Origin of the sequence: Streptococcus mitis (assembly GCF_946188585.1) — a bacterium.
Lineage (GTDB): Bacteria > Bacillota > Bacilli > Lactobacillales > Streptococcaceae > Streptococcus > Streptococcus mitis_DG.
The window spans coordinates 221,855-236,971 of sequence record NZ_CAMHVI010000003.1 but is presented as its reverse complement, the minus strand read 5'-3'; the positions used below and the strand labels follow the sequence as shown (position 1 = coordinate 236,971).

Here is a 15,117-nt window from a genome sequence, read left to right as displayed (position 1 = left end):
TGTAGTGTATGTAAATGAATGCAGTCTAAAATGATATGAGTCTATAAACTATAAATTTGAAGTATGAAAATGCTATTAATGGAATGAAATTTGTATCAGAAAGAGTCTAGAATAGAAAGCTACTTTCATTGCACCTATTCCTTTTGAATGAACTTTTTTATACACTATTTTATTAGGTTAAATTGATGGAAAATGATTGCAATTTTAGGCATGTTTTGATATATTCAATATATAAAATATATTATCGAACTTGGTACTTGTTTGTGTATTCAGAAGGAGGTCATTTTTTAAAATAAAGTAAACGCTTACTTTGTATCAAGAAAAAGAAATGAGGATTTTAATGAACAAGAGATTTTTTGATAAACGTTGTCATTATAGCATTCGTAAATTTGCAATAGGTGCGGCATCTGTAATGATTGGGGCTAGTATATTTGGTATTTCAGCTGTCCAAGCTGAGGAGGTGGCTTCATCCAATACTCAAACAGAAGAAACAACTGTTCATCAAGCTCAGCCTTTAAATAAGCTTCCCGATGATGTGGCAGCTGCTATTGCAAAGGCTGATGAGAATGGTGGACGTGAGTTTGTAAAACCAAAAGCTAAGTCGACAGAAGATAAAGTGACTAAGGATACAGAAACTACTAGACCTGCTAACGATGGTAGTCATGAATTGGCTAGTCCTAAAGTGGAAACTCCAAATAAAGTAGAGGAAGGAACCAAGGCCGAGGACAAACAGAAATCTGAAGAGGCAAATCCAATGCCTGTTGAATCTGCAGCAACTTCTGGAACAGAACTGAAAGAGGATTCTAAAAAAACTTCTGAAAAGGACCAAGTGAAAGCAGACACAGAGATCAAACCTTCTTCTGAAAAATCGCAAGTGCTGTCTAGAGAGTCAAACAAAGCCGAAGTTGAAAAGGAAAAACAGCTATTATCGGAACGAAAACAAGATTTTAATAAAGATTGGTATTTTAAACTAAACGCCCAAGGAGATTTTACAAAAAAAGATGTGGATGTTCATGATTGGTCGAAATTGAATCTTCCTCATGATTGGAGTATTTATTTTGATTTCGATCACAAGTCTCCCGCTCGAAACGAAGGTGGCCAGTTAAATGGTGGAACGGCTTGGTATCGTAAGACTTTCACATTAAATGAAGCTGACAAGAATAAGGATGTTCGTATCAATTTTGATGGGGTTTACATGGATTCTAGGGTCTACGTAAATGGTAAATTTGTAGGACATTATCCAAGTGGCTATAATCATTTTTCATATGATATCACAGAATTTTTAAACAAGGATGGTAGTGAAAATTCAATTACTGTTCAAGTGACCAATAAGCAACCAAGTAGTCGTTGGTATTCAGGAAGTGGGATTTATCGTGATGTAACTCTTAGTTATCGTGATAAAGTCCATGTTGCCGAAAATGGTAATCATATCACTACTCCAAAACTTGCTGAGCAAAAAGAAGGGAATGTTGAAACACAGGTTCAAAGTAAGATTAAAAATACGGATAAGAAGGCTGCTAAAGTCTTTGTGGAACAACAAATTTTCACTAAGGAAGGCAAGGTTGTCTCAGAATTAGTCCGCTCTGAAACGAAGAATTTAGCAGAAAATGAAACTGCAGATTTCAGACAAACAATCCTAGTTAATAAACCAACTCTTTGGACGACAAAAAGTTATCATCCTCAACTGTATGTGCTGAAAACAAAGGTTTATAAAGAAGGTCAACTAGTTGATGTAACAGAAGATACATTTGGTTACCGCTATTTCAATTGGACTGCTAAGGAAGGTTTCTCTCTGAATGGTGAACGCATGAAATTCCACGGAGTAAGTATTCACCATGACAATGGAGCCTTGGGTGCAGAAGAAAATTATAAGGCAACTTATCGGAAATTAAAACTCTTGAAAGATATGGGGGTTAACTCTATTCGAACAACCCACAATCCAGCTAGCCCTCAGTTGCTTGATGCTGCAGCTAGTTTAGGTCTTTTGGTGCAAGAGGAAGCTTTTGATACTTGGTACGGCGGCAAGAAGACTTACGACTATGGACGGTTCTTTGATCAAGATGCTACTCATCCAGAGGCTAAGAAGGGTGAGAAGTGGTCTGATTTTGATCTCAGAACAATGGTAGAACGTGATAAGAACAATCCGTCTATTGTCATGTGGTCTCTTGGAAATGAGGTAGAGGAGGCAAATGGTAGTCCTCGTTCTATCGAAACTGCTAAACGTTTGAAGGCAGTTATCAAAGCGATTGATACTGAGCGTTATGTAACCATGGGTGAAAACAAATTTAGTCGTGCAGCGACAGGTGATTTCTTAAAAGTTGCAGAAATCATGGATGCTGTTGGTATGAACTATGGTGAACGCTTTTATGATGCGGTTCGTAGAGCGCATCCAGACTGGCTCATCTATGGTTCTGAAACTTCTTCAGCTACTAGGACGCGTGATTCTTATTATAACCCTGCTCAAATCCTTGGACATGACAATCGTCCAAATCGTCACTATGAACAATCTGATTATGGTAATGACCGTGTTGGATGGGGAAGAACAGCTACTGAGTCATGGACTTTTGACCGTGATCGTGCTGGCTATGCTGGACAATTTATCTGGACAGGAATTGACTATATTGGAGAACCGACTCCATGGCATAACCAAGATAGTACACCTGTCAAGAGCTCTTACTTTGGTATCATCGATACGGCTGGTTTACCAAAGAATGATTTCTACCTTTACCGTAGTGAATGGTATAGTGCTAAAGAAAAGCCAACTGTTCGCATTTTACCACATTGGAACTGGACTGAAGAGACTCTTAGGGCACGCAAGATGCTGGTTGATGGAAAGGTTCCGGTTCGTACCTTCTCAAATGCTGCAAGCGTCGAATTGTTCTTAAATGGAGAGTCGCTTGGTAAAAAGGAATTTACTAAGAAAACTACAGAAGATGGACGTCCTTATCATGAAGGGGCTAAACCAAGTGAATTGTATCTTGAGTGGCTTGTGAAATACCAACCCGGCACACTGACTGCGATTGCTAGAGATGAAAATGGCAAAGAAATTGCGCGTGATAGTGTGACAACTGCAGGGGAACCAGCAAGAGTTCGTCTGACTAAAGAAGAGCATGTTATCACTGCAGATGGGAAAGACCTATCCTACATCCATTACGAAATTGTTGATGGCGATGGGAATGTGGTTCCGACAGCGAATAATCTTGTTCATTTCAATCTTCATGGTCAGGGACAGATCGTTGGTGTGGATAACGGAGAACAAGCTAGTCGTGAACGCTACAAAGCTCAAGCGGATGGAACATGGCAAAGACGTGCTTTCAATGGTAAAGGAGTTGTCATTGTAAAATCAACAGAAAAAGAAGGTAAATTTACTCTTTATGCAGATTCTGCTGGTTTAACTTCTGATAGCGCAACGGTCGCAACTGTGTCTGGTAAGAAAGAAAACCGTCATTTTGTAGCTTTTGCTCCTGTAAAAGCAACAACTGATGTAACGACAAATCCTGAATTACCTCAAACAGTAACAGCTATTTATAGTGACGGTAGTGTCGAGGAAAAGACTGTAACTTGGGAAATGCCATCTGACTTGCTTACAAGCGCAGGTGAGAAAAAAGTATCTGGACGTGTAGAAGGTTTGGAAACTAAAGCTGAGGCACTTGTTAAAGTGATTGCTTTAGATAGATGGTTGCCAAAAGTTGCTACAGTCCCAGTTGGAACGAATGCAGCTGATTTGGATAAAACGGTCACAGCTGTTCTGACAGATGGTAGTTTGATTGATACAGATGTTGTTTCTTGGACCTTGAAAGATCCTGCTGCTTTGACCAAGGAAGGTGGACGTACGGAAGCTACTGGTAAATTGGTAGATGACGATCGTGAAGTAACTGCAACCTTTATCGCAAGCAGTAAGGAAACAACAAGTAGCATTACAGGACTTACTGTTGGGGATAAAGCTCTTGAGAACTTCGAGTCTGGTAAGACTTATTACCGTGTATCCCTTCCTTACACTGCAACTATTCCAAGTGTTGGAGCTCAGACTACCGGATATCAAGTAACTGTTCAGCAAGCTTCTGTTGATAATGGTTATCAGGCTTCTGTCTTCTTGAGTGACCAAAAGGGTGACTTGGTTCAAACTTACTTAATTCAGTTTGTGAAGGAAGCTCCTGCTTTGAAACGTTTGGAAGTAGTTGTAGAAGGAAAAGAAACTGCCACTGAAGATCAAGTATTAACTTATCACGTCATTGGTCGTTATGAGGATGGTTCTCAAACAGAATTTTCGGCTTCAGATATTCACTTAGAAGCTAAATCATCTGATGGTGGGCATCTTGAGGTGAATGGTCAGAATCTATTGCTCTATACTAAGGGAAGAGTGACTTTGACACCTCGAATCGATAATCAAACAGAGAAAACAGAATCTGTAACCACTGAAGTGGTGATTAAAGAAAATAAAGTCAGCAAGAAGATTGTGAAACTTCATCCTGTGTCTGTTTCTACAGATATCAATCAGCAACCGAATCTACCTAAAGAAGTTGGAGCAGAATTTGATAAGGGCTTGCCACGCAAAGTGTCTGTAACTTGGGAAAAGGTAGATGAAAAAGAGTTGGGGCACTATCATAGCTTTACGCTTAAAGGACATGTAGAAGGCACAGACATTGAAGCTCAAGCAACGGTGACAGTTGAAGGCTTACAAGTTGCAGAGGAAGTCAGCCTCACAGTACCTAAGGGTGAGACAGTTCAATTGCCAGCCAATGTTCGGGCTTACCATTCTAATGGAACAACTATCTACAAAGATGTTGTTTGGGATCAGGTTCCAGCCAACTTTAGTCAAACTGAAGGGGTCTATGAAATCAATGGTCGTTTAGTAGGTAGCAATCTTACAACTAAAGCTCATGTTCGAGTGTCTAGTCAAGTGGTTGCTGGAAATAATATCTCTAAACAATGGACAGGTTCACAATTACCAGCTGTCATTGTATCCAATACAGGAGGAGATGACACGGCCAGTACCTTGAACGACTTGACTGTATCAAGAACGCCATCAGATGCTAAAAATAGATGGACAACTTGGAGAACAAATACTGATAATGACTGGGCTTCTATCTTATTTGGTAATTCAGGAGACTTGACGAAACGTTTTGTCAACAATTTGTCGGTTGATTTCTATACTGATGGAGCAATTGGTCTTCCAAAAGAATATGTAGTTGAATATTATGTAGGTAAAGAAATTCCAGATTTACCAAGTGATGTCAGTCATGCTCAGCGTGATACTAATCATCCATTTAATAATCCAGACAATTGGAAAGCAGTTGAAAACTTACATGCTCCAAGTCAGCTATCTGCAACTCAAACCAATCACTTTACCTTTGACAAGGTCGAAACCTACGCTGTGCGTATTCGTATGAAGAAGGCTGATGGAACATCAGGTGTTGGTCTGACAGAGCTAACTGTCCTTGGAAACAAGGTCTTAAGTGAAACAAGTTCAGATATTTCTATCAAAGTAGATGGCAAGGATCTTGAACACTTTAATCCATTGAAAACAGATTATTATATTCCTCAATCTAGCAAGGAAATTACTGCAACAGCTAGCAACAATGGTTTGGTTACTCTTGTTCCAGCAACAAGTCCAAAAGGTGCGACACGTCTTATTTTGAAGGCTGAAGATGGTACTATTTTAAAAGAATATCGAATCTACCGTAATGATGAAAAAGATACAAGTCTACCTTTAGCAGCTGAAAATGGTGCAACTACTTTGAAGCTCGGAGATACCCTTCAACTTCCATCAGAGGTCACTGTTTATTATCCAACTTCAACTACTTGGACTACAGATAAACTGGCAGTGAAATGGGATGCTATTTCTGAACATGCTACGGAGCATGAGGGAAGATTCCAAGTAACTGGTCATGTCATCGGTACAAATCTAACAACTACCATGCAAGTGACAGTTGTAGCTAAAGGAAATCAAGTCATTTCAGAGAATCCAAGCAACAATGACAAAGATTCTAAAGCCTTTGCTTCGACAACGAATGATACACAAGCAGCTTCACATGATCGAATTTTCTATATCAATGATGGAAAATACAATGAAGATGGACGTTGGACAAACTGGTCTCGTACTCCGAAAAATCAAGAAACTTCTGTTGGATTACTCTTTAAGAAGGATGGAAAAATTACTTCTCAATCTATCGGAAAAGTAGCCCTTCAGTTCTTTAAAGATAGTGGCACAGATGCTCCAGAGAAAATGGTTCTAGAAAGATATATTGGTCCAGAATTTACAGAACCAAGTACGATTTCTCGTTACGAAGAAAATGCCGATCATCCATTTAACAAGGCAGAAAATTGGGCACCAATTCCTTACAAAGCTTCTGGAGAATTAGTAGCTGGTAAACCAATCGAGTTTAACTTTGATCCGGTTCAAACGACAGCTATTCGTGCTCGCATGACTCGTAAGGCTACCACCAATGGTCTTGCACTTGTAGAATTTACAGCCTATTCTGCAGGTAAGGGAGCAGAAGTGGAAACACCATCAGCGACTATTTCGATCGATGGAAAAGCATTGGAAAACTTTGATCCAAATGTGACAGATTACACTCTAACAACAATGGGTTCAAAACCAAAAGTCACTGCGACAACTAGTGGACATGGAGTAGTCACGGTAGTGGATCATGGAAATACAAATCTTCCAACACTCGTTCGTCTTGTTTCCAAAGATGGAAATCTGGTGAAAGAATATCGTTTATACTTTAAGTCTACCTTCCAAACAACACCGACAGAAGGCGTTAAGAACTTAGTAGCAGAAACTCCAAGTTTGGAAATTGAAAAGACTCCGCTTCCGTTTAAAGAAGTTATTCGTGAAAATCCTGAACTTGCTCAAGGTCAACGTCGTATTGTTTCTGAAGGTCAGGATGGAGAAAAAGTTGACTATATTCAAGTTTTGGGTACTACTAGAAGTCTTGTTCATTCTGAAGAAAGAAAGGCTCAGGATCGCATTGTTGAAGTTGGACTGAAAACAACTATTTCAAGTAGTAAAGGCGAGGAGCCAGCTCCAGTCAATGAAGTTCCAGAATTCAAAGGTGGTGCTAACTTTGTAGAAGCAGCAGTGAACGATGTTCCAGAATTCAAAGGCGGTGCTAACTTTGTAGAAGCAGCAGTGAACGATGTTCCAGAATTCAAAGGTGGTGCTAACTTTGTAGAAGCAGCAGTAAATGAAGTTCCAGAATACACAGGAATTCTAGCCACAGTAGGAGATCAAGCAGTACCAAGTGTTGAGAAACCTGAATTTAAGGGTGGCGTTAATGCTGTAATGGCTCTAGAACATAAACTTCCAGAGTACCGTGGTATTCTAGCTACAGTAGGGAATCAACCAGCACCGACAGTAGAAAAACCAGAATTTAAGCTAAGTTCGTTAGAAAAATCTCAGACTCCAGAAGCACCAGTTCAAGTTGCCAAGGAAGACAAGAGATTGCCAGAAACTGGTGAAAAGCAGTCAGAAACAGCTATTTTCTTGGCAGGTGTTAGCTTGGCCTTGTCAGCTGCCCTATTAACTGCAAAACGCAAAGAGGATTAGTCTATGCGCCTAATACCATTCTATTTGTATAGATTGGTAGAAGATAAAAAATGAATCGATAAATGAGTCGAATAGATGGAGAGGACCAATTAGGCCTCTCCGTCTTTACTAGTGAAAATGGAATCGTTTACTTTCGTGTTTGGACGAAAGGAGATAATATAAAGATGGGTAAAAATTTTTTCAATAAACGTTGTCATTACAGTATTCGTAAATTCGCTATTGGAGTAGCTTCTGTTATGATTGGTGCCAGTATCTTTGGTGTTAATCTAGTAGAGGCAGCAGAAACAGGTATTGTAGGAGATAAAGAGGGAACTATAACTCAAGCTCAGCCACTGGAAAAGTTACCTGATGAACTTGCGGCAGTTTTGAAGAAAGCAGAAGAAAATACTGGGAAGGAAGGCAGCTCGACAGTTGGAAATGGAGAAACTGCAGGAGCGATTGGCTCTACCGATTCGATAAATAATCCTAAACCAGTTGACGCATCTGGAACTCCAGAGAATGAAACAAAACCGTCTGAAGCCATGAGTGGAGGACAAAATGATAAAGAAATCGCTAAACCAAGTCAACCAACTACACCTGAAAAACCAAAAGTAGAGCAAACAGGTGATGGAACAGTTGAATTGGCGGATCGATTCACTGCAAGTAAAGCAGCTAGCGAAGATAGTATTGTGGCTGCCAGCAAGAGCGATGACTATCTTAAGAAAGAGTACAAGGTTTTCCCAACTCCACAAAAAGTGACCTATGGCGAAGGTGTCACAGCCCTTCGTAAACAAGTGAATCTGGTCATGGGAGAACAACTCGATCTCTATACTCGTAATCGCTTGAAGAGTATCTTACAGGACAATCAAGTATCTTATACAACTGGTAAGGAGGCAATCGCTGGCGCAACCAACATCTTTCTTAGAGTGCATGGACGAGGAACACAAGCAGAACAAAACTTATCTAACGTTTCAGCAGGTCTCTTTGACAAAATTGATGCTTATGCTCTGACCATCAAGGACAACTCAATTTCCATCGTCGGAAAAGACACAGATGCAGTCTTCTATGGTTTGACAACTTTGAAACACATGCTCAAGGAAAGTCAAGTTCCAGTTCTTCGCAATGTGACAGTGGAAGATTACGCTGAAATCAAGAACCGTGGTTTCATCGAAGGTTACTATGGAAATCCATGGTCTAATGAAAATCGTAAAGAATTGATGCGTTATGGAAGTGAATTGAAGTTAACTCAATACTATTTCGCACCAAAAGATGATCCATACCACAATAAGAAATGGCGTGAACTTTACCCAGAAGAAAAACTAGCTGAAATCCGAGAACTTGCTCGTGTCGGTAATCAAACGAAGACACGTTATGTCTGGACCATTCATCCATTTATGAACAACCGCATCCGTTTTGACAATGAAGCGCATTACCAGGCTGACCTTGCAACCATAAAGGCTAAGTTTACTCAATTGTTGGATGTGGGAGTGCGTGAATTTGGTGTGCTCGCAGATGATGCACCAAGCCCAGTTGGTGGTTACCATAGTTATGTTCGCTTGATGAAGGATATCACAAATTGGTTGACTGAAAAACAAACAACATATAGTGGTCTCCGTAAAGATATGATTTTTGTTCCTGCCTGGTACATGGGGCAAGGAACTGAAGCTGAACTTCGTACCTTGAATGAACATCTTCCTGAAAATGTCCATTTAACTCTTACTGGTGGAAAGGTTTGGGGTGCTGTTGACCAAACATTCTTAACGAACTTAAAGAAAAATTTAACGGAAGGTGGTAAAACTTACCGTCCAATTCAGTTTTGGATTAACTGGCCATGTAATGACAATACAAAACCCCACCTAATTCTTGGTGGTGGTGAAAAATTCTTACATCCAAATGTTGATTTATCACTTGCACAAGGAATTATGTTAAATCCAATGCAACAATCTGAAGCTTCTAAAGTAGCACTTTTTGATATGGCTCAGTATGGATGGAAGCAATGGCAAAGCGCAGAAGAAGCAGAACAGATCAACGATATGGCCTTTAACTTTGTAGTCAATGATCGTTTCGAAGAAAGCAGTGTTTCAAAGGCGTTTAGAGAACTCGGAAAACATATGCGTAATCAAAATAGACCTCCACATGTCACTAAATTAGAAGAGTCTGTAGAATTGGCTCCAAAATTGATAGAATTTTATAACAAACTCAAATCTGGTCAAAATCTGGATTCTGAAATAAAAGAGTTGAGGGAAATTTTTGCTGGTTTGAAAGCCAATGCTCTTCTACTTAAAGAAAAAGGCGATCAGAAATTAATTGAACAAATTAACTATTGGTTAGATAATACAGTGGATCAAATGAACGCGCTTGAAGCTTTCTTAACAGCTACGGAAGGACTTACTGAAAAAAATGATGCCAAGGTATGGGAGTATTATCAGGCAGGAGTCAAATATTATGACCAGTCAGTTAAACATGCCTTCTTTTACGTTGACCATTATGAATACGCAGAATTTGGTGTCCAACATATTCGACCATTTATCAATAATCTCAAAGAATACTTAGCCTTGCACATCCAATCAATGTTGAATCCAGATAAATTTGTGACAACATTTATTACGAATCGTGCTGGAATAGAAGGCGGATTGAAAGAAGTCACAGATGGTGACTTTGATACACATGTGATTGCCAAAACAACAATTGTGATTGAAAGAGGTGATTATGTAGGCTTGCGCTTTAATAAGGCAATTAAAATACACAAATTAGGTTTCGCTACGGGTACTAATACGGCTGATAACTATACCTTTAGTAATGCAGTTGTGGAATATCAAAATGAAAAAGGAGAATGGGTAGCCATAACGAGCCCTGCATATACTGGTCGAGAACGCATTCTGGAATTTAATGACCTCGATATCACAGCTCAAGCTGTTCGTATGATAGCAACAGCTAAGAAGGATAATGCTTGGCTCGCCATGCGTGAAATTGCTGTAAATAGACCCCTAGAGTTAGGTAGTAAGAAGGTTAGGGGCACTATTAGCTTAAGTTCAAATCTGATTTATAAATATGGAACAAGTGTTGTTCAGATGCAAGATGGTCAAGAAAACACGGAATCTATGATGGCACATGTTGATCAGACCAATGTCACACCAGAACAAGCTTGGGTACAAATGGACTTAGGTGGATTGCATAAAGTAAAACGAGTTCATCTGATGCAAGGGGAACGGGATAAACTAGCATCTGGAGTCGTCGAATATTCTGCGGATGGTACAAATTGGACTACACTTCAAAATTTAACAGGGCAACGAACTTCTGATATCGTGCAAGAATTTACAACTCGTTTTGTTCGCATTCGTAATACAGAAACCTTAAGTAAATGGTGGAGAATTGCGGAATTTAGAGTGGATGTAGATAGTCCAAATCTTGACTTAACAGACACCAACGTGGATGCCTTGAAGGAAACATCAGTAGTGGATAGCTTGGGCAGTTACGAGCTTCAAATTCCAGCTGGAACTAAACTTCCTGCTCATAGCTATTTAGGTATGAAGCTTGACCGAATCCATCAAGTCAAGAGCATTCAGCTCCAAGGCCAGGCTAACCCAGCCCTAAGTCTAGAGTACTCTGCAAATGCGCAAGAGTGGACACCAGCTAGCCAGTTGACAGACAGAACTGTCGCAACTCACTTGGTACGTTATGTTCGTCTTGTGAATAAAACAAATCAAGAACAAGACCTGCCATCAACTTCTCTCCTTGTAACGACTAAAGAAGTGCAACCAACCAAACTAGAATCTACAACTATGGGCATTCATCCAATATATGGAAGTAATGATGTTCGTAAGATTAATAACCTAGATCAATTGTTTGATGGTGTGTACAACAACTTCGTTGAGTTTTCAGACTATGCCCATAAAGATGGCCATGTAACCTTGAAACTTGGTAGCGAACGCACTATCAAGAAGATCAGAGCCTACATCCAAGACGGAACTCAAAACTATCTTCGTGATGGTAAAATACAAGTCAGCCAAGACGGTAAAACTTGGACGGATGTTGTGACAGTGGGAGATGGTGTAGCCAATAGTATACACGATGATTCATTGACAGATGGTTGGACACATGATTCTAAGATGCCAGGAAATCGTTACATCGAGGGTGAATTGACAACACCAGTCAAAGCAAACTATCTTCGTGTCCTCTATACAGCTGACTATGATGCTCGTTTTGTAGGATTTACAGAATTGGTAATTAATGATGGCGAATTTGTCAAACCAATCAATGATCCAACTGTAGAAGGAAACGGTGGCGAAAGCCGAGGCAACTTCTATACTAATCTCGTAGACGGAAAAGTCTTGACTAGCTACAAGGCGGAAAATGATAAGGGTGAAATGGTTTACCACTTGTCAGAACCAACCAATGCCAACCATCTACGCCTTGTTTCAAGCCTTCCTGAAGGAGCGAAAGCACGAGTTCAAGCAAGAACACTTAAGGATGGTCAAGAGAGCTGGGCAGATCTTGGTGCCATTACATCTAGTCTCCAAACCTTTGCTATCCGAAATGGTGGTTCTCTTCTAGATGTTAAATTGGTATGGGAAGGTGGCAAGGCTGAGTTTTATGAATTGGCGAGCTTCTATCAAGAATTGACAGAAGAACCTGTTCAATCAAGCAAGGGTGAAGAACCAGCACCAGTGCTTGAGGTACCTGAATTTACAGGTGGTGTGAATGCAGTTGAAGCCTTGGTAGATGAGCTTCCAACCTACACAGGCCCAGTATCAACCGTAGGCGATCAAGCCGCTCCAACAGTAGAGCAACCAGAGTTCCAGGGCGGTGTGAATGCAGTTGAAGCCTTGGTAGATGAGCTTCCAACCTACACAGGCCCAGTATCAACCGTAGGCGACCAACCAACTCCGATGGTAGAGAAACCAGAGTTCCAGGGCGGTGTGAATGCAGTTGAAGCTTTGGTCAATGAGCTACCAGCTTATACAGGCCCAGTATCAACCGTAGGCGACCAACCAACTCCGATGGTAGAGCAACCAGAGTTCCAAGGTGGAGTCAACTCTGTTATGGCCTTGAAACATGAATTACCAGAGTACACAGGTCAGGTATCAACCGTAGGCGACCAACCAACTCCAACAGTAGAGAAAGCAGAGTTCCAAGGTGGAGTCAACTCCGTTATGGCCTTGAAACATGAGCTTCCAGAGTACACAGGCCCATTGTCAACCGTAGGTGACCAACCAGCACCGACAGTAGAAAAAACAGAGTTTAAACTAAGTTCGTTAGAAAAAGCTCAGACTCCAGAAGCACCAGTTCAAGTTGTCAAGGAAGACAAGAGATTGCCAGAAACTGGTGAAAAACAGTCAGAAACAGCTATTTTCTTAGCAAGTGTTGGACTAGCCTTATCAGCAGCACTATTAACTGTAAAACGTAAAGAAGATTAGTCTGTACGTCTAATGACTTCCTATTTGTAGATATTAGTCGATGATTAAAAATTGCTTTCTTTTTCAACTATAGTAAGTTGATGGCATCTAAAAACTGGAGAAGACAATCATGGTCTTCTCCAGTTTTATATAGGTGTAAGCAAGAGAGGTGAATTGTGCCCCAAAAGTTAGACAGAAAAATAGTAATCCAAACTGCAAGGTGGGTACCTTTTTGTTGTATAATGGAGTGAGGTGATTAGATGATTTTAAAAATTTATAATGGGGAATATAGTTTACAATGGGATGGAATATACTACTTAGCACTAATTGATTATCCAAATATTCAAGAGTGGGAATTAGAAAAAATTGCTAAATTTATAGCTTACGAAAAACTTCATAAACGTCAAACAAGTATTGAATGTGCTGATTCTTGTTTAAAAAAAGAAATTTTAGATCACATCTGTCAGCATCACTTTCTGCCACCATTTACCCCTACAGATAAAAGAGTAGCCTCGACTTATGATCTACATAAGAGGTTAGTAACTTCAGACTACTGTAGTCATACTACGACTATAGATACAGCGATTTCTATCTTTAAAACAGGTCAGCTCTTATCTGCTGTGAAAGCCTTTGGGCGAGATGCTGAGGAGTTGGTTTTGGATAGTCGTAATGCAGCTTCTGATCCAGCAGACTATTTTGACTATATTATGTTCGGATGGTCTAATACAAGTTCTGGTTATCGATTAGCGATGGAGCGTTTTTTAGGTCGAGCTCCTTCAGAGAAAGAATTACAAGACAAGTTTATTCCTGGAGTGAGTTTTCATTTTATCTATACAGATTTGATTAACGTTACTGGTTATATTTTTGATGGCTACCATGTTGCAAAAATTAAGGACATGTTGAATTTATTTAGTGAGTTGTATATTTGCATTATTCCAACTCATAATAAGAGCCAATTTGAAAATATTATTCCAACTAAAATACAAGATAGGGTGCATTATATTGATTATGCTGGAGAAGACTTAGAAGAGTGGACTAAGAAAGTCTATCAAGTTGTTTTAGAACAATCAGATAAAGGATAGTTGAGGAAAAAACGATGAAAGTGATTGATCAAACCTTACTAGAAAAAGTCATTATTGAACGTTCTCGTACAAGTCATAAAGGAGACTATGGTCGTTTGCTTCTGTTAGGTGGTACCTATCCTTATGGAGGTGCTATCATTATGGCTGCTTTAGCAGCTGTAAAAAGCGGTGCAGGATTGGTAACTGTTGGAACAGATAGAGAAAATATCCCTGCTCTACACAGCCATTTGCCTGAGGCTATGGCATTTTCTCTTCAAGACAAGCAATTGTTAAAAGAGCAGTTGGAGAAGGCAGAGGTTGTCTTGCTGGGGCCTGGTTTAGGAGACGATGCTTATGGAGAAGATTTAGTCAAACAGGTCTTTGCTAGCTTAAGTCAAAATCAGATTTTGATTGTAGACGGAGGGGCCTTAACCATCCTTGCTAGAACAAGTTTATCATTTTCTTTGAGTCAGCTTATCCTAACTCCCCACCAAAAAGAATGGGAAAAGCTGTCTGGTATTGCTATTGAAAAGCAAAACGAAGATGCAACGGCTAGTGCCCTAACTTCCTTCCCTCAAGGAACGATTTTAGTTGAAAAAGGTTCAGCTACTCGTATTTGGCAAGCTGGTCAGTCTGATTGCTACCAGTTACAGGTTGGTGGCCCCTATCAGGCGACTGGTGGTATGGGAGATACACTAGCTGGGATGATCGCAGGATTTGCAGGCCAGTTTAAACAAGCTAGTCTTTATGAACGTGTAACCGTAGCGACCCATCTTCATTCAGCCATAGCCCAAGAGTTAGCTCAAGAACATTATGTGGTCTTGCCAACGGAGATTAGTAATTGTCTTCCTAAAATTATGAAAAAAATATATCAAAAAGGCACCTGATCGTTTCAGGCGCCTTTGTATGTTTTAGAAAAATCCTTTAATCTTGCCGACTAGGCCATCTAGACCTTCAGAACCAGAAATCAACTGCTGAGCTTGAGAAAAGTATTCTCCAAGTTGTTCTTGATTTTCTGCAACAAATGTTTTTGCAGCTTCGAAATCTTTTGTCTCGATTAACTCTTTTACTTGATTAAACAAATCTAATGGGTTCATCTTATGTCTCCTTTTCTGTATAATACTATTCA

4 protein-coding genes and 2 pseudogenes are annotated in these 15,117 nt (G+C 39.9%); 5 read left to right on the top strand and 1 reads right to left on the bottom strand.

The window, feature by feature from the left end; all coding sequences use genetic code 11:
* The first annotated feature begins 340 nt into the window (after positions 1-340).
* From N8M66_RS05945 to N8M66_RS05925, 5 genes and pseudogenes are all read left to right on the top strand, one after another.
* A complete protein-coding gene (locus N8M66_RS05945) occupies positions 341-7,552 on the top strand; it encodes an SIALI-17 repeat-containing surface protein (protein ID WP_261046185.1) in 7,212 nt (2,403 codons plus the stop codon).
* A gap of 62 nt (positions 7,553-7,614) precedes the next feature.
* A pseudogene (locus N8M66_RS09460) lies at positions 7,615-7,824 on the top strand (YSIRK-type signal peptide-containing protein); the annotation flags it as partial.
* Positions 7,825-8,103: 279 nt separating this feature from the next.
* Positions 8,104-12,948 (top strand): annotated as a pseudogene (locus tag N8M66_RS05935) (SIALI-17 repeat-containing surface protein); the annotation flags it as partial.
* Positions 12,949-13,187: 239 nt separating this feature from the next.
* Positions 13,188-14,009 (top strand): phosphate ABC transporter ATPase, encoded by an 822-nt coding sequence (locus N8M66_RS05930; protein WP_261046184.1) that lies wholly within the window; start codon positions 13,188-13,190, stop codon positions 14,007-14,009.
* A 14-nt stretch (positions 14,010-14,023) separates the two neighbouring features.
* Entirely contained in the window at positions 14,024-14,875 is an 852-nt protein-coding gene (locus N8M66_RS05925; protein ID WP_261046183.1) for an NAD(P)H-hydrate dehydratase, read from the top strand.
* Between the two features lie 24 nt (positions 14,876-14,899).
* Here the strand turns inward: N8M66_RS05925 and N8M66_RS05920 are convergent, their stop codons facing one another.
* Positions 14,900-15,085: a hypothetical protein gene (locus tag N8M66_RS05920; protein WP_001068558.1), complete on the bottom strand. Its 186-nt coding sequence runs from the start codon at positions 15,083-15,085 to the stop codon at positions 14,900-14,902.
* Between the last annotated feature and the right edge of the window lie 32 nt (positions 15,086-15,117).